At 71.8% G+C, this 15,562-nt stretch carries 14 protein-coding genes; 5 read left to right on the plus strand and 9 right to left on the minus strand.

Annotated elements, in window-relative coordinates; genetic code table 11:
* Positions 1 to 16 precede the first annotated feature (16 nt).
* Together yaaA and eda are read left to right on the plus strand one after the other, a co-directional pair.
* On the plus strand, positions 17 to 823 hold the full coding sequence (gene yaaA / locus AB0I94_RS01775; protein WP_363307372.1) for a peroxide stress protein YaaA: 807 nt from the start codon (positions 17 to 19) through the stop codon (positions 821 to 823).
* 118 nt (positions 824 to 941) lie between these two features.
* Positions 942 to 1,580: a bifunctional 4-hydroxy-2-oxoglutarate aldolase/2-dehydro-3-deoxy-phosphogluconate aldolase gene (gene eda / locus AB0I94_RS01780; protein ID WP_363307374.1), complete on the plus strand. Its 639-nt coding sequence runs from the start codon at positions 942 to 944 to the stop codon at positions 1,578 to 1,580.
* 271 nt (positions 1,581 to 1,851) lie between these two features.
* On the opposite strand, the gene AB0I94_RS01785 is transcribed toward eda, so the two are convergent.
* The 4 genes from AB0I94_RS01785 to AB0I94_RS01800 form a co-directional block, all read right to left on the minus strand.
* A complete protein-coding gene (locus tag AB0I94_RS01785) occupies positions 1,852 to 3,087 on the minus strand; it encodes a bifunctional RNase H/acid phosphatase (protein ID WP_363307375.1) in 1,236 nt (411 codons plus the stop codon).
* Positions 3,088 to 3,099: 12 nt separating this feature from the next.
* Positions 3,100 to 3,843: a C4-type zinc ribbon domain-containing protein gene (locus AB0I94_RS01790; RefSeq protein WP_363307733.1), complete on the minus strand. Its 744-nt coding sequence runs from the start codon at positions 3,841 to 3,843 to the stop codon at positions 3,100 to 3,102.
* A complete protein-coding gene (locus tag AB0I94_RS01795) occupies positions 3,840 to 4,691 on the minus strand; it encodes a Nif3-like dinuclear metal center hexameric protein (protein WP_363307377.1) in 852 nt (283 codons plus the stop codon). Before AB0I94_RS01795 ends, AB0I94_RS01790 begins: the two co-directional genes overlap by 4 nt.
* Before the next feature lie 117 nt (positions 4,692 to 4,808).
* Entirely contained in the window at positions 4,809 to 5,801 is a 993-nt protein-coding gene (locus tag AB0I94_RS01800; RefSeq protein WP_363307734.1) for an iron-siderophore ABC transporter substrate-binding protein, read from the minus strand.
* A gap of 332 nt (positions 5,802 to 6,133) precedes the next feature.
* Between AB0I94_RS01800 and AB0I94_RS01805 the strand changes: the two genes are divergently transcribed.
* The gene (locus AB0I94_RS01805; protein WP_363307735.1) at positions 6,134 to 7,213 is read left to right on the plus strand and encodes a hypothetical protein; all 1,080 of its coding nucleotides are present in this window, start codon (positions 6,134 to 6,136) and stop codon (positions 7,211 to 7,213) included.
* A 305-nt stretch (positions 7,214 to 7,518) separates the two neighbouring features.
* On the opposite strand, the gene AB0I94_RS01810 is transcribed toward AB0I94_RS01805, so the two are convergent.
* From AB0I94_RS01810 to AB0I94_RS01820, 3 genes are read right to left on the minus strand one after another with little or no spacing between them, the layout of a single operon-like run.
* A complete protein-coding gene (locus AB0I94_RS01810; protein ID WP_363307379.1) occupies positions 7,519 to 8,484 on the minus strand; it encodes a 3-oxoacyl-ACP reductase in 966 nt (321 codons plus the stop codon).
* A gap of 17 nt (positions 8,485 to 8,501) precedes the next feature.
* Positions 8,502 to 9,578, minus strand: a complete 1,077-nt coding sequence (locus AB0I94_RS01815) for a Zn-dependent alcohol dehydrogenase (protein WP_363307380.1) — start codon at positions 9,576 to 9,578, stop codon at positions 8,502 to 8,504.
* 43 nt (positions 9,579 to 9,621) lie between these two features.
* Positions 9,622 to 10,479, minus strand: coding sequence for a MaoC/PaaZ C-terminal domain-containing protein (locus AB0I94_RS01820; protein ID WP_363307381.1), 858 nt, complete (start codon positions 10,477 to 10,479; stop codon positions 9,622 to 9,624).
* A 482-nt stretch (positions 10,480 to 10,961) separates the two neighbouring features.
* Here AB0I94_RS01820 and AB0I94_RS01825 point away from each other — a divergent pair, with 482 nt between their 5' ends.
* Positions 10,962 to 12,143 carry a sensor histidine kinase gene (locus AB0I94_RS01825; RefSeq protein WP_363307736.1) on the plus strand — a complete coding sequence of 394 codons (1,182 nt, stop codon included), beginning with the start codon at positions 10,962 to 10,964 and terminating at the stop codon, positions 12,141 to 12,143.
* On the plus strand, positions 12,140 to 12,745 hold the full coding sequence (locus AB0I94_RS01830; RefSeq protein WP_363307382.1) for a response regulator transcription factor: 606 nt from the start codon (positions 12,140 to 12,142) through the stop codon (positions 12,743 to 12,745). The genes AB0I94_RS01825 and AB0I94_RS01830 overlap by 4 nt, the downstream gene beginning before the upstream one ends.
* Before the next feature lie 44 nt (positions 12,746 to 12,789).
* Here AB0I94_RS01830 and AB0I94_RS01835 read toward each other — a convergent pair whose 3' ends face one another.
* Together AB0I94_RS01835 and AB0I94_RS01840 are read right to left on the minus strand one after the other, a co-directional pair.
* Positions 12,790 to 14,208 (minus strand): MFS transporter, encoded by a 1,419-nt coding sequence (locus tag AB0I94_RS01835; protein ID WP_363307383.1) that lies wholly within the window; start codon positions 14,206 to 14,208, stop codon positions 12,790 to 12,792.
* A 153-nt stretch (positions 14,209 to 14,361) separates the two neighbouring features.
* Positions 14,362 to 15,552 carry a lipid-transfer protein gene (locus AB0I94_RS01840; protein WP_363307385.1) on the minus strand — a complete coding sequence of 397 codons (1,191 nt, stop codon included), beginning with the start codon at positions 15,550 to 15,552 and terminating at the stop codon, positions 14,362 to 14,364.
* Positions 15,553 to 15,562 lie beyond the last annotated feature (10 nt).

Genomic DNA, 15,562 nt, shown 5'->3' on the forward strand with positions numbered 1-15,562 from the left:
CCTCCGAAGGAGACCCATGCTCGTCCTGCTGCCGCCCTCCGAAGGCAAGGCGTCCTCCGGCCGTGGCGCCCCCCTGAAGCCGGAGTCGCTCTCCCTGCCGGCGCTCGCGGACGCGCGGCGGGCCGTGCTGGATGAGCTGGTGGACCTCTGTGCGGCGGACGAGGAGAAGGCCCGCGACGTACTCGGGCTGAGCGAGGGGCTGCGTGGCGAGATCGCGAAGAACGCCGAGCTCCGCACGGCCGGCGCGCGTCCCGCCGGGGAGATCTATACCGGCGTTCTGTACGACGCCCTCGACCTCGCCTCCCTGGACGCCGCCGCCAAGCGCCGCGCGGCCCGCTCGCTCCTTGTCTTCTCCGGGCTGTGGGGCGCCGTCGGCGTCACCGACCGCATCCCCTCCTACCGCTGCTCGATGGGCGTGAAGCTGCCGGGCCTCGGAGCGCTGGGCGCCTACTGGCGTACGCCGATGGCCTCGGCGATGCCCGAGGCGGCGGGCGACGGGCTCGTACTGGACCTGCGTTCGTCGGCGTACGCGGCCGCGTGGAAGCCGAAGGGCGAGGTCGCCGACCGGACGGCGACGGTGCGGGTGCTGCACGCGCAGCTCGATCCGGCGACCGGCGTCGAGAAGCGGTCCGTCGTCTCGCACTTCAACAAGGCGACCAAGGGGCGGATCGTGCGGTCCCTCCTGGAGACCGGTGCCCGGCCGAAGAACCCGGCCGAGTTGGTCGAGGTGCTGCGGGACCTCGGTCACGTGGTGGAGGCGCAGGCTCCCGCGAAGGCGGGCAAGGCGTGGGCGCTGGACGTGGTGGTACGCGAGATCCACTGACCGCGCGGCCCTCCACTGACCCCGCGCCCTGCACTGCCCCCAGCCCTCTGAACCTGCCTGGTTGCAGCATGCGCAACGTCCTTTGCGCATGCTGCGTGGGCCGAGGCAGGATGCTCCCATGACTTCCCCCTCCGCCGCGGCCTCCGCCTCCGTGCTCGATCTCGCCCCCGTCGTCCCCGTAGTCGTCGTGGAGGACGTCGCCGACGCCGTGCCGCTGGCGCGGGCGCTGGTCGCGGGCGGGCTGCCCGCGATCGAGGTGACGCTGCGGACGCCCGCCGCGCTCGACGCGATCCGGGCCATCGCCGCCGAGGTGCCGGACGCGGTGGTCGGCGCGGGCACCGTCATCTCGCCCCAGGGCGTCGCGGAGTCCGTCGACGCCGGGGCCCGCTTCCTGGTCAGCCCGGGGTGGACCGACACGCTGCTCGCCGCGATGAAGGCGTCCGGGGTGCCGTTCCTGCCGGGTGTCTCGACGACGTCCGAGGTGGTGGCGCTCCTGGAGCGTGGGGTGCACGAGATGAAGTTCTTCCCGGCGGAGGCGGCCGGTGGCACCGCCTACCTCAAGTCGCTCGGCGGACCGCTGCCGCAGGCCCGCTTCTGCCCGACGGGCGGCATCGGTCTCGCCTCCGCCCCGTCGTACCTCGCCCTGAAGAACGTCGGCTGCGTGGGCGGCAGTTGGATGCTTCCCGCTGACGCGATCACGGCGAAGGACTGGCCCCGCATCGAGGCTCTGGCCCGCGAGGCGGCTTCCCTGCGGTGATCTGGCCCCTGGGCCTTAGGCGAGTACGCCCCTGCGGGTGCTTGGTGGCTGAGCGCGCAGTTCCCCGCGCCCCTTCGGGGCCCTCAGCCCCCGCGCTGCACCCTGCCCGTGCTTCGTGGCTGAGCGCGCCGTTCCCCGCGCCCCTTCAGGGCACTCGGCCCCCGCGCAGTACACCGGCCCCGCAAAGCCCTGCCCCCGCGCCGAACCCCTGCCCGTGCATCGTGGCCGAGCGCGCCGTTCCCCGCGCCCCTTCAGGGCACTCAGCCGCGTCCTACCGCAGGTGCGACGTGTCGTTCAGGAGGCGTACCGATGCGTTGCCGTCCCCGTAGTACGCCACCGCCGAGACTGACGCCGCCGAGAGCTCCATGCGGAACAAGGACTCCGGCGGAGCGCCCAGTGCCAGGCGCACCAGCGTCTTGATCGGCGTGACGTGCGTGACCAGGAGGACGGTGCGGCCCGCGTACTCGGCGGCCAGGCGGTCCCGCGCCGCCGACACCCTGTGGGCCACCGCGGCGAAGGACTCGCCGCCGGGGGGCGCCGCGTCCGGCGACGCCAGCCAGGCGTTCAGTTCCTCGGGCCGGCGCTCCCGTACCTCGCCGAAGGTGAGGCCCTCCCAGGCCCCGAAGTCCGTCTCACGCAGCTCGTCCTCGATGCGTACGTCGAGTCCGAGGCGGGCCGCGACGGCCTGCGCGGTCTCCTGGCAGCGCTTCAGCGGCGAGGAGACGATCGCCTGGATCGTGCCGCGCGCGGAGAACGCCGCCGCCGCGCGTTCGGCCTGCTCCCGGCCCACGTCGGAGAGGGACGGGTCGGACCCGCCGCTTCCGGAGAACCGCTTCTGGGGCGTCAGCGCGGTCTCGCCGTGCCGCAGCAGTACGAAGGTCGCGGGGCGGCTCAGGTCGGCCGGTGCCGCCCAGCCGACGGGCGGGGCCTGCGCGGCCACGTTGTCCGCGGCAAGCGTGTCCGACCCCGCCAGCGCGGCCCGCGCCTTCGCCGCACCGGCGGTCGCGTCACCCGGAGGCCCTGCGGGAGCCTGCGCCGCCGACCGCGCGGCCCGCGCGTCCAGCTCCGCCGTCGAGTCCGACGCGGACCACCGCTCACCCCGCTTGCCCGCGTCCATCGCCTCGTTGGCGAGACGGTCCGCGTGCTTGTTCTCCGCGCGCGGGATCCACTCGTACGTCACCCGGTCCGCCGGGAAGATCCCCGCGGCCTCGGCGGCGAGCGGCTTCATGCCCGGGTGCTTGATCTTCCAGCGGCCCGTCATCTGCTCGACGACGAGCTTGGAGTCCATGCGGACGTGGACCGAGGCGGCCGGGTCGAGTTCGTGTGCCGCCTTCAGGCCGGCCACGAGCCCTTTGTACTCGGCGACGTTGTTCGTCGCGACGCCGATGTACTCCGCGGCCTCGCGCAGGGTCTCCCCGGTCGCCGCGTCGATGACGACCGAGCCGTACCCCGCGGGCCCCGGGTTGCCCCGCGACCCGCCGTCGGCCTCGACGATGAACTCCCGCACGGCCACGGTCCCTTACAGACCCGACTCGGACGTGCGGACCAGGATGCGGCGGCAGTTCTCGCACCGCAGGACCGTGTCCGGGGACGCCGCCTTCACCTCGTTCACCTCGGTGATGTTCAGCTCCAGACGGCAGCCCTCGCAGCGGCGCTGGTAGAGCTTGGCCGCGCCGACGCCGCCCTGCTGGTCGCGCAGCTTGGTGTAGAGCTTGAGCAGGTCGGCCGGGACCGAAGCCGCGACGACCTCGCGCTCCTTGGTGACCGTGGCGGCCTCACTGTCGATCTCCTCGAAGGCCGCGTCACGGCGGGCCGTCGCGTCGTCGATCTTCGACTGGACCGAGGAGACACGTTCCGCCAGCTCGGAGACCCGCTCCTGGGCGGACTCGCGGCGCTCCATGACCTCGAGGACGACGTCCTCCAGGTCGCCCTGGCGCTTGGCGAGCGACACGATCTCGTGCTGGAGGTTCTCCAGGTCCTTGGGGGACGTCACGGCGCCCGAGTCCAGGCGCTGCTGGTCGCGGTTGGCCCGCTGGCGCACCTGGTCGACGTCCTGCTCCGCCTTGATCTGCTCGCGTGCGCAGTCGCTCTCCTCGGTCGTCGAGGCGACGTGCAGATCGCGCAGCTGCGTGAGGTCCTTGTTCAGCGATTCGATCTCGGCGTGCTCGGGCAGGGACCTCTTCCGGTGCGCCAGCTGCTGGAGGCGTACGTCGAGTGCCTGGACGTCGAGGAGTCGGATCTGGTCGGCGGGCGCGGCGTTCAGTTGGGGGCTCCTGTTGTGTCGGTATTCGAGGCCGCGTGGGCGGTCCAGGGGTCGGTGACCGTCTTGGAGACGTGGACGCGAAGTCCCCATCCGTGACGGTCGGAGATCTGATCGAGCTGCGCCGCGGCCAGTTCGCACCACGGCCACTCGGTGGCCCAGTGCGCGGCGTCGAGCAGCGCGAGCGGGGTCTGCGCGCGGGCCTCCGACACCGGGTGGTGGCGCAGGTCCGCGGTGAGGAAGGCGTCCACGCCGCAGGCGCGTACGTCGTCGAAGAGGCTGTCGCCGGAGCCGCCGCTGACCGCGAGGGTGCGGATCAGCTGCTCGGGGTCGCCCGCGACGCGGATGCCCTGCGCGGTGGCGGGCAGACGCTCGGCCGCGCGGGCGGCGAGTTCGCCGAGCGTCGATGGGTGTGCGAGTTCGCAGATCCGGCCGAGACCGCGGCGGCCGTGCGCGTCGCCGGGGTCCGGCACGAGGGGACCGACGATACGGAGGTCGAGGGCACCGGCGAGGGCGTCCGAGACGCCGGGGTCGGCGCGGTCCGCGTTCGTGTGCGCGACGTGCAGCGCCACGTCGTTCTTGATGAGGTCGTGGACGACGCGGCCCTTGAAGGTGCCGGCCGAGACCGTCGTCGTGCCGCGCAGGTAGAGCGGATGGTGCGTGACCAGGAGCTGGGCGCCCAGCTTCACCGCTTCGTCGACGATTTCCTGAACGGGGTCGACGGCGAAGAGGACCCGGGAGACCTCCGCCTCGGGGTCGCCGCAGACCGTGCCGACCGCGTCCCAGCTCTCGGCCAGTTCGGCGGGCCACAGGACGTCGAGGGCGGCGATGACTTCAGACAGACGGGGCACGGGGAAAGGCTACCTTCCCGCTGCGCTCGGCATGTCGTACGTTACGCACCGCTACGGGCTGCTACTGAGCGCCCCTCGCCCCTCGCCTCCCCCGCGTCCCCGCCTCCCCCGCGTCCCTTACGGAGCCAGGTTGGACCTGAGGTCGTCAAGGACCGAATTCGCCGCCGTCACGCCGAGGCCCAGGTACCAGGTCTCGTCCGGGACGTTCTTGGCCCGGCCGTCCTTGACCGCGTCGAGCTTCTTCCACAGGGGGTTCTTCTCGGCCTCGGAGCGGCCCGTCTTCTTCGCGTCGCCGTAGACACCGGTGAAGATCCAGTCGGCGTCGGCCTCGTCGATCTTCTCGGTGCTGATCTCGGTGGCGAGGTCGTTGATCCGCTGGTTCTCGGGGCGGGGCAGGCCGGTGTCGGCGAGGATCGTGCCGATGAAGGACGCCTTCGCGTAGAGGCGGACGCGGTCCGGCATGTAGCGGAGCATCGTGATCGTCGGCTTGTCGTCGCCGAGGTCCCGGCCCAGGGACCTCGCCTTCTTCTCGTACGCGGCGAGCTCCGTCTTCGCCTTGGCGGTCTTGTCGAGCGCTGCCGCGTTCAGGAGGTAGTTCTCCTTCCACGTGAAGCCGGGGCGGATGGAGAAGACCGTCGGGGCGATCTTGGAGAGCTGCGGGTAGAGCTTGGCGGCGCGCAGTTCGCTGCCGAGGATCAGGTCGGGCTTCAGGCCCGCGATCGCCTCCAGGTTGAGGGCGTTGATCGTGCCCACGTCCTTGGGGTCGCCCGCTTCCTTCTTCAGGTAGCCGGGGACGCCGTCGTCGCCCTCGGTGGGGGCGTAGCCGACGGGCTTGACGCCCAGTGAGACCACGTTGTCGAGCTCGCCGACGTCCAGGACCACGACCCGCTTGGGCTGGGCCTTGAGCTCGGTCTTGCCGCGGGCGTGCGTGACGGTGCGCGGGAACTCGCCCGGCTTCGCCGTGGTGCCCATCTTCGCGGTCTGCTCGGCGGCCTTGGTGAAGTCCTCGCCGCCCTGGGCGACGGCCTTGCTGCCGCTGCCGTTGTCGGACTTGCCGGAGCCTTCGCCCTCGCCCGACCCACAGGCCGCGAGGGAGAGGGCGCCTGCCATGGCGATGGCGACCGCGGCGGTGGCCCGGTGGCGGCGGGGCCGCACGGATCGTGAGGACGGTGAAAGTGGTGCAAGCGGTGCCATCGGTGCTCCAGGCTCCAGGGGGTGTGCCGGGGCTGCCGCTTCCGCGGGCCCACAGCCACTTAGGTTCGCCTTACTTTAAGCGTGCTCTCCCCACTCAGCACAACCACCCCCGCCCCCTCAGGCGAATCGATACATCGCCATCCTTCTGTGTGAAGCGGGCGGTCACAGGTGCCACGGCAGTGCGTACGAAAACTAGCTTCGTGGCCCGGAGGTTTCCCATGACAGCGCCCACGCTTGAGCCCGAGCCCATGACCGCGCCGACGTCTGCGACGTCTCCCCCGGCGCCCGCGGCACCCCCCGTGACCACCGTCGACGGTACGTACGCCGCCCGTCTCGCCCTCGACGGCGGCTCCTGGTTCCCCGAGCGCTGGACCCTCGACTCCCCCGAGCCGTACGCGGTGCCGCTGCCCGGCAACCAGCCCGAGGAGCCCGGCACGGAGGTGCTCCCGATGGCCGACGGGAGGGTCCTGATCCACCGCGTCGTCGACGGACGGCACGCGTTCGCGCTCCTGTACCCGACGGGGCCGGAGACCGGGGAGGTGCCGCTCGGCGCGGTGGAGTGCGGCGAGGCCCGGCTGACGCTGCTGCCGCCTTCCCCGGTGGGCAGCCACGCGTACGCGCTCGCGGTGGGCGTGGGGTCGACCGCCGTGTGGCTGGTGGCGGGCGGCGCCTTCGGTCCCGAGCACGTCGCGGAGATCCCCGGGCGCTGTTCGGGCGGGGCCTGGCTGGACGGGGACGGCCGGATGCTGGCCCTGGACCGGGAGTTGGGCGGGCGGGTCAAGGCGGTGGCGGTGGACCTGATGCGGGGCGGCGAGGTGTCGCCCCTCCTCCAGATCACCGAAGAGAGCGATGACCGGCTGCTGCTCGCCGACCCCGACAGCGGGCTGCTCCTGATCCGCTCGGACGCGCCGGGCCACGACAGGCTCGGCTGGGGTGTCCTTGGCGGCACGCGCCCGGTGCGCTTCCCCGAGTGCCTGCGCCTGCCCGACCTCGCGGTGACGCCGTTCGCCATGCAGCCCGGTCAGACGCTGATGCCGGAGAGCTGCGCGGTGGCTCTGCGGATCGACGGGGCGGCGGGAAGCTGGCTCGGCATGTGGCGGCCCGCCGAGCGACGCCTCCATCAACTGGCGGCTCCCGAGGGGTGGTTGGCCGGTGCGGGGTGGTGGACGCGGGAGGGGGCGCTACGCCTTCCGTACGTGACGGAGGCGGTCCCGTGCGGGGTCGCGGAGGTGGAACCGCCCGCTCCGGCGGCAGCGCCCGCGCCGGTCGCCCCGCGGCCCGTTCCGTTGCAGCAGGCGCCTCTCACGGGGCGCGCGGGCGTTGGTTAGACTCACCCGGCTGTACGAACGATCTTCTTTACCGGTTTACGGGGTGAGTGTGTTGATGACGACCGAGATCAGTACGGAATCCGAGCGGAATCCCGAGCCGCGGGAGGCGGCGGGCAGCTCCGGTGCCGGTAGGCATCGGGGGCCTGTGGCCGAGCATGACGGGGGCGGGGCACCGCGGGGTCGGCACCGCCGGCAGGACGACAAGAACTGACTCTTTCCCCTACCCCGCCCCTTCCCGAAAACCCGCTGCGCGGGGGCCGTCCTCAAGCGCCGGACGGCTGAGAAATTCAGCCCGTCCGGCGTATTCAGCCCCGCTTCAGGCCCAGCACCTCCGCCGCCGCGAACGTCTCACCCTCCGGCCGCCCCGCGTAGTAAGGGGACAGGGCCTCGTCCAGCTCCTCGTACGTGAAGACGTCCTTCGCCGTGTCGAACTTCGCCGCCACCTTGGGGCGCTCGACCACGGCCACCATCCCGCCGTGCACGACGAGCAGCTGGCCGTTGACCCCGGCCGCCGCGGGCGACGCCAAGTAGCCGACCAGCGGCGCCACATGCTCGGGGGCGAGCGCGTCCAGTTGGCCCGCGTCCGGCTCCTGGAACCCGGCGAAGACGTCTTCCGTCATCCGCGTCCGCGCCCGGGGGCAGATGACGTTGGCCGTCACCCCGTACTTGCCGAGCGCCAGCGCGCTCGACGTCGTCAGGCCGACGATGCCGCCCTTCGCCGCCGCGTAGTTCGGCTGGCCCGCCGACCCCGCGAGGAACGCCTCCGACGAGGTGTTGACGATCCGGCCGTAGACCGGCCCGCCCGCCGCCTTGGACCGCTCACGCCAGTGCGCGGACGCGAAGTGCGTCGTGTTGAAGTGTCCCTTGAGGTGGACGTGGATGACCGCATCCCACTCGCCCTCGCTCATCGAGAAGATCATCCGGTCCCGCAGGATGCCCGCGTTGTTCACCAGGATGTCGAGCTTGCCGTACGAGTCGACCGCCAACTGGACAAGCCCGCGCGCCTGTTCGTAGTCCGCGACGTCGCCCAGGTGAGCGACCGCCCGTCCGCCCGCCGCCCGGATCTCGGCGGCCACCTCCTCGGCGGGCGTCGCGGACGCCTCGCCCGAGCCGTCACGGCCCGGCTGCCCGAAGTCGTTGACGACGACGCTCGCGCCGAGCCTGCCGAGTTCGAGGGCCTCCGCACGCCCGAGCCCCCGCCCCGCTCCGGTCACGATCGCGGCCAACCCATCGAGTGGCCGTGGGTGAGGCCGTGGCAATGGCTGTGCCATCAGGGATCGACGTCCTCTCAGATCTCGATGCACGTACGCAGCGCGACGCCCGTACGCATCTGGTCAAGCGCTTCGTTGATCTCGGAGAGCGGCACCCGGTGGGTGATCAGGCTCTCCAGGTCGATGCGGCCCGCGCGCCACAGCGCGATGGCCCGCTCGTAGGACTGCAGGACGTCGCCGCCGCCGTACATGGACGGAAGGATCTTCTTCTCGTCGAAGAACAGCTCGAACATGTTCAGCTGGAGGTTGTCGTCCATGGCGCCCGCCCCGACGACGCACAGCGTGCCGCCACGCCGCGTCGTCTCGTACGCGGTGCGGGCGGTGGCGGACTTTCCGACGACCTCGAAGACGTAGTCGAAGCCCTCGCCCGCGGTGATCCGCTGCTTGGCGTCGGCCAGTTCGTCCGGGGCGACCGCCTCCGTGGCGCCGAACCGCAGCGCGGCCTCGCGCCGCGATGCCACCGGGTCGACGGCGATGATCTGCGCGGCTCCCTTGAGCCGCGCGCCCTGGATCGCGCTGACGCCGACGCCGCCGCAGCCGATGACGGCGACCGACGAACCGGCCTCCACCTTGGCGGTGTTGATGGCCGCGCCAAGACCCGTCGTCACGCCGCAGCCGATCAGCGCCGCGATGTCGAAGGGCACGTCGTCCGGGATCGGCACGGCGCAGCCCGCGTCGACCACGACCTCCTCGGTGAAGGTGCCCGTACCCGCGAAGCCGAAGACGTCACCGCCGGGGCGCTTGAAGTTGGGCGTGCCCGCGTTCATGAAACCGGCCAGGCACAGCTGGCTCTGGCCGCGCTTGCACGCCGGACACTGGCCGCAGGCGGGCAGCCAGCACACCAGAACCCTGTCTCCCTGACTGATCCCGCTCACGCCGTCGCCGACGTCGACGATCTCGCCCGCTCCCTCGTGGCCGGGGATGAACGGCGCCGGTTGCGGCAGCACGCCGTTCATCGCGGAGACGTCGGAGTGGCACAGGCCGGTGGCCCGCACGCGGATCTTCACCTTGCCGGGGCCGAAGCCCACCGTCTCGACGTCGTCGAGGACCTCGAGTTTGTCCTGGCCTATCTCGTGCAGTACGGCTGCGCGCATGGTGCGGCTCCTCTCGTACGAAGATTCAGGCGTGTCCGGAGCTTCAGGTGTGCTCGACGATCGTGTCGGCGAGGACCGGCGCGTCGTCCCGCTCGACGGCCGTCACCAAGACCTGGACACGGCCGCCCTGCGGGCGCCACATCCGGATCCGCAGGGTCTCCTTGGGGAAGACGACCCCGGTGAAGCGCGTGCTGTAGCTCCGCACCCGCGACACGTCGCCGCCGAGCACCGTGTCGACGACGGCCTTCAGCGTCATCCCGTACGTGCACAGGCCGTGCAGGATCGGCCGGTCGAAGCCCGCCAGCTTGGCGAACTCGGGGTCGGCGTGCAGCGGATTCCAGTCCCCGGAGAGGCGGTAGAGCAGCGCCTGCTCCTCACGGACGGGACGCTCGACGGTCCTGTCGGGCTCACCCTCGGGGGCCGGGAGGCGGGTGGAGGGGCCGCGTTCGCCGCCGAACCCGCCTTCACCACGTACGAAGATCTGGGCGTCGCTCGTCCACAACGGCCCCTCGGCGTCGGATACTTCGGTGCGCAGGACGAGGATCGCCGCCTTCGTCTTGTCGTACACGGCGGCCACCTTGGAGGTGGTGACTGCCTTGCCCTCGACAGGGATCGGACGGTGCAGCGTGACGCTCTGGCCGCCGTGCAGGACCGCGGCCAGGTTCACCTCGATGCCGGGGGCCGAGAGCCCACCCACGACGCCCATGCCGGCGCCCGCGACGGTCGCGAAGCTGGGCAGGACGTGCAGCCTGGACTCCAGGGTGTAGCGCAGCTCGTCGGGGTCGGTGGCGGGGACGCCCGCGCCGAGGCCCAGGTGGTAGAGCTGGATGTCCTTGTGATCCCAGGCGATCTCGGTCGACCTGGGCTCCGCGGCCAGTGCTTTCGCGGCATCGATGGGCATGGGGTGGCAGCTCCTTGGCCGGTCTGAAGACCTCGGTGCGGCCGTCCGCACCGTCGGTCGCACCGAGGTCGCAACAGGGCCGGAAGGAGCCCGTTCTAGAACGCGTTCCAGTCCGGCGATCCCATGTATAGCCGAGCCTCCGGTAGTTGGGAAGGCTCCTGACGTCACGTCAGATACGGCATGGATCACGCGTGGGACATTTGTACCGGCCCAGTCCGTACAACCACATCTGCCGCCGCCCCGCCCGGGGTTCGTACCGTCTTGGCCATGACGATCCCCTCCCGCTCGGCACGGACGATCCCCTCGCCGCCCGCGTTCGCTTCGTACGCTGTGAACTCGTACCGCAGGGCTGCGCGGCCCACATGGCAAGGCCGGCCGAGCGCCACGGCGCGACAGGAGACACGATGTCGGTGAGGGGCTTCTGGCGGCGGCACACACGTCTCGCGGCCTTGACACAGAGCGGCAGGGAACAGCTCGCCGAGATGCGGGCGAAGGAGAAGTCCGGGCGGAGCAGGCCCGAGGACCTGGGTCCGCCCAACGGCTTCGCGATGCTGCCCTGGCTTCTGATGGGGATGGGCTCCTTCTCCAACATCCTCCAGGGCAAGACGGGCAACCCCTGGCTCGGCGGCCTGGGCCTGCTGGTCTTCAACTCCCTCTACATCAGCGTGGTCTTCCGCGCCTTCGACAAACGGGCCCGGGAGGCGCGCGTCACCAAGCGGCTGCTGCTCGCGCTCACCGCGGTCACCTTCGCCCTCGCCATCGGCTACGGCGGCAGCTGGCTGATGTTCTTCCCCCTGCTCGGCCTGGCCACGGGCTCGGTGCTCCGGGGCAGCCGGCTCATTCCCGCGGCATTCGCCCTGAGCGTCTTCGCGGCTGTGGTCGGCGGGCTGCGGGAGGGCTGGGACGCGGTCGGCATCGCGTACGGCACGTTCCTCTCCGTCATGGTGACGGCGGCGATCCTCGCCCTCTCCGAGACGGTGAAGGAACTGCGCTCCACACGTGAGGAGTTGGCTCGCGGCGCGGTCGAGAAGGAACGGCTGCGCTTCTCGCGGGACCTGCACGACCTCCTCGGCCATACGCTCTCGGTGATCGTCGTGAAGGCGGAGGCGACGCGCCGTCTGGCCCCCCGCGACCTGGACGCGGCGCTCGGCCAGGTCCGCGACATCGAGTCCGTCGGCCGCCAGGCCCTGACCGAGATCCGCGAGGCGGTCACCGGCTACCGCGAGGGAAGCCTGGCCACGGAGCTCGACCGGGCCCGCGATCTGCTGGACGCGGCGGGCATCGAGGCGGTCGTCCGCCAGTCGGGGCCGCCGCTCGCCCCACGGACGGCGGCGCTGCTCGGCTGGGTCGTCCGGGAGTCCGCCACGAATGCCGTACGCCATTCAAGGGCGACCCGCTGCGAGATCGAGGTGGCGGGCACCGCCGAACGGACCCGGCTGCTGATCACCGACGACGGCCGCGGCGTAGGCTCGGGCACGCCCGGCAGCGGGCTGAAGGGCCTGGCCGAACGCCTCGCGGCGGCGGGCGGCTCCCTGGAGTCGGGCCCCGCACCACGCGGCGGGTTCCGGGTCACGGCGGAGCTGCCGGTCACCGAGCCGGGTCCCGACCCCGGTTCCGGCCCCGGTCCCGATTCCGGTCCTGTCCTGGAGGAGCGCACGCCATGATCAGAGTCCTGCTCGCCGAGGACCAGGGCATGATGCGGGGCGCACTCGCGCTGCTGCTCGGCATGGAAACGGACATCGAGGTCGTCGCGCAGGTCGGCGCGGGCGACGAGATCGTGGACGCGGCGCTGAACACCCGCCCCGACGTGGCACTCCTCGACATCGAGCTGCCGGGCCGCAGCGGGCTCGACGCTGCGGCGGACCTGCGGGAGGAGTGCCCCGAGTGCCGCGTCCTCATCCTCACGACCTTCGGCAGGCCCGGTTATCTGCGCCGGGCCATGGAGGCGGGCGCGGTGGGCTTCCTGGTCAAGGACGGCCCGGTGGAGGACCTCGCGGAGGCGATCCGGCAGGTGCTGCGGGGCGAGACGGTGATCGACCCCGCGCTCGCGGCGGCCGCCCTGAGCGCGGGGCCGAGCCCGCTGACCGGCCGGGAGGCGGACGTCCTGAAGGCTGCGGTGGACGGTGCCACGGTCGCCGACATCGCCGGAAAGCTGCACCTGTCGGAGTCGACCGTGCGGAACTACCTCTCGGCGGCGATCGGAAAGACGGGGACGCGGAACCGGATGGAGGCGGTGCGGGAGGCCAGGCAGCGGGGTTGGCTCTGACCTGGCCCCTGGCCTTTGAAGCCCTGGCCCCGGCCTCAGGAGGTCTAGACCCGCTCCCTCGGCATCCACACCAGCAGCACCACGACCCCCGCCAGCAGAATGAACCCACTGGTCCGGAACGCCGCCGCGTACCCCTCGGTCAGCGCCTCGGGGCTCGTGGAGCCCCCCATCCGCGAGGCCGCGACGGTGGAGAGCACCGCGAGCCCCAGCGCGCCGCCCATCGTGCGCGAGGTGTTGATGAGCCCCGAGACGAGGCCCGCGTCGCCCGGCGCCGCCCCGGACGTGCCCAGCGAGGCCAGCGGCGTCGCGGCCAGGCCGGCCCCGAACATCATCACGATGCCGGGCAGCATGATGGAGGTGACGTACGCGCCGTCGGCCGTCATCGTCGACTGCCAGCCGAACCCGGCCGCCGCCACGATGATGCCGAGCAGCGACACGTTCTTCGCCCCGAGGACCGGCATCAGGCGAGGTGCCAGCTTCGAGCCGAAGACGATCGTCAGCGACGAGGGGATCAGGGCGAGACCCGCCTTCAGCGCCGAGTAGCCGAGCACGTTCTGCGCGTACAGCGTCATGAACATCCACATGGCGAACATTCCGGCGCCGCACACGAACATCGCCGCGTTCGCCGCCGAAACCGACCGCACCCGGAACAGCTTCAGCGGCATCAGCGGCACCGCCGCCCGCGCCTCCACCACGAGGAACGCCGCGAGCAGCGCCAGGCCCACCGCCAGGGGCACCAGGGTCTGGGCCGCCGTCCAGCCCCGTTCCTCGGTCTGGACGATGCCGTACGCGAGGGTGGCGAGCCCGCCGGTCACCAGGACCGCGCCCGGCAGGTCGAGCCTGCGGCTGCCGCCCGCGCGGCTCTCGGTCAGCCACAGCACGCCCGCCGCGAGGACGAGCGCGCCGATCGGCACGTTGATCAGGAGCACCCAGCGCCAGGAGAGCAGGTCGGTGAGGACTCCGCCGACCAGGCCGCCCGCCGCGCCGCCGCCCGCGCCCACCGCCGACCAGGTGCCGATGGCCCGTATGCGTGCGGGCCCCTCGGGCACCGCCGAGGTCAGGATCGTCAGGGTCGAAGGGGCGAGCACCGCCGCGCCGAGCCCCTGCACGGCCCGCGCCACGAGCAGTTGCCACTCGGCCTGCGCGAGGCCGCCCGCGAGCGAGGCCACCGTGAAGAGCCCGAGCCCGACCAGGAACATCCGCTTGCGGCCGAAGAGGTCACCGGCCCGCCCGCCCAGCAGCATGAAGCCCGCGAAGGCGATCGAGTACGCGTTGACGACCCACTGCAGGCCCACCGCGCTCATGCCGAGGTCGGCCCGCATCGACGGCAGGGCGGTGTTCACCACGGACACGTCGAGGACGACGAGGAACTGTCCCGCACAGGCGGCGAGCACCACCGCCCACACGGGGGCGGACTTCCGCGAGGTCGAGGTCATGTAAGTGTCAGGGGGCGTTTGGACCATGACGGACATGCTCTCAAGAGTGCATGCCCCGTGCATCGGGGTTTCGACGCAGAGGTCCTCGGCCGTGAGTCCTAGGACCCACGGACCGCCTCCCGCCCCACCTTCCTCACTCCTCCCGACCCCTCTCGCACCAGCTCCCTCACCCCTCCTTCCTCACCCCTTCCGCAGCAGCGTCACCACCGCGGCCCCGCCGAGCCCGATGTTGTGCGCGAGCCCCACCCGTGCCCCCGCCACCTGCCGCGCGTCCGCCTCGCCCCTCAACTGCCAGGTGAGCTCGGCCACTTGGGCGATGCCCGTCGCGCCGAGCGGATGCCCCTTGGAGATCAGGCCGCCCGACGGGTTCACCACCCACCGTCCGCCGTACGTCGTCGCCCCGCTCTCGACGAGCTTCCCCGACTCCCCCGGCGCGCACATGCCAAGGGCCTCGTAGGTGAGGAGCTCGTTGACGGAGAAGCAGTCGTGCAGCTCGACCACGTCGACGTCCTCGATGCCGAGTCCCGACCTGTCGTACACCTGCCGGGCCGCCGCCCGCGACATCGGCTGCCCCACGACGTCGATGCACGAGCCCGAGCCGAAGGACTCCCCCGTGTCCGTGGTCATCGCCTGCGCGGCGATCTCCACGGCACGCTCCTGAAGGCCGTGCCGCTCCACGAACCTCTCCGACACCACCACGGCCGCGGCCGACCCGTCCGACGTCGGCGAGCACTGCAGCTTGGTGAGCGGACGGTGGATGGTCTTGGCGGCGAGGATCTCGGCGACGGTGTACTCGTCCTGGAACTGGGCGTACGGATTGTTCACCGAGTGCCGGTGGTTCTTCGCGCCCACCGCGGCGAGCTGCGCCTCGGTCGTGCCGTACCTCTCCATGTGCTCGCGTGCCGCGTTGCCGAAGATCTGGGCGGTGGGCGGGGTCATCTCGAAGCCGTGCTTCGCCGCCATCACGCCGTAGTGCCGGGCGACCGGCGAGGTCTTGAAGTCGCCGCCGTCGCTCCCGCCCCCCAGCGCGCCGCGCGCCATCTTCTCGAAGCCCAGCGCGAGCACGCAGTCGTTGATGCCGCCCTCGACGAACTGCCGCGCCATCATCAGCGCGGTCGACGCCGTCGCGCAGTTGTTGTTCACGTTGTAGACGGGGACGCCGGTCAGACCCAGTTCGTACGCGGCCCGCTGGCCCGCCGTCGAGGCCTGGAAGCAGTATCCGACCGGGACCTGCTCCACCTGCTCGTAGGAGATCCCGGCGTCGTCGAGCGCCTTCGTGCCCGCTTCCCTCGCCATGTCCCAGTACTGCCAGTCCCGCGTCTCGGGCTTCTCGAACTCCGTCATGCCGACGCCGGCTATGTACGCCTTCACCACTCGTCTC

This window comes from Streptomyces sp. NPDC050147, from assembly GCF_040660195.1.
Lineage (GTDB): Bacteria > Actinomycetota > Actinomycetes > Streptomycetales > Streptomycetaceae > Streptomyces.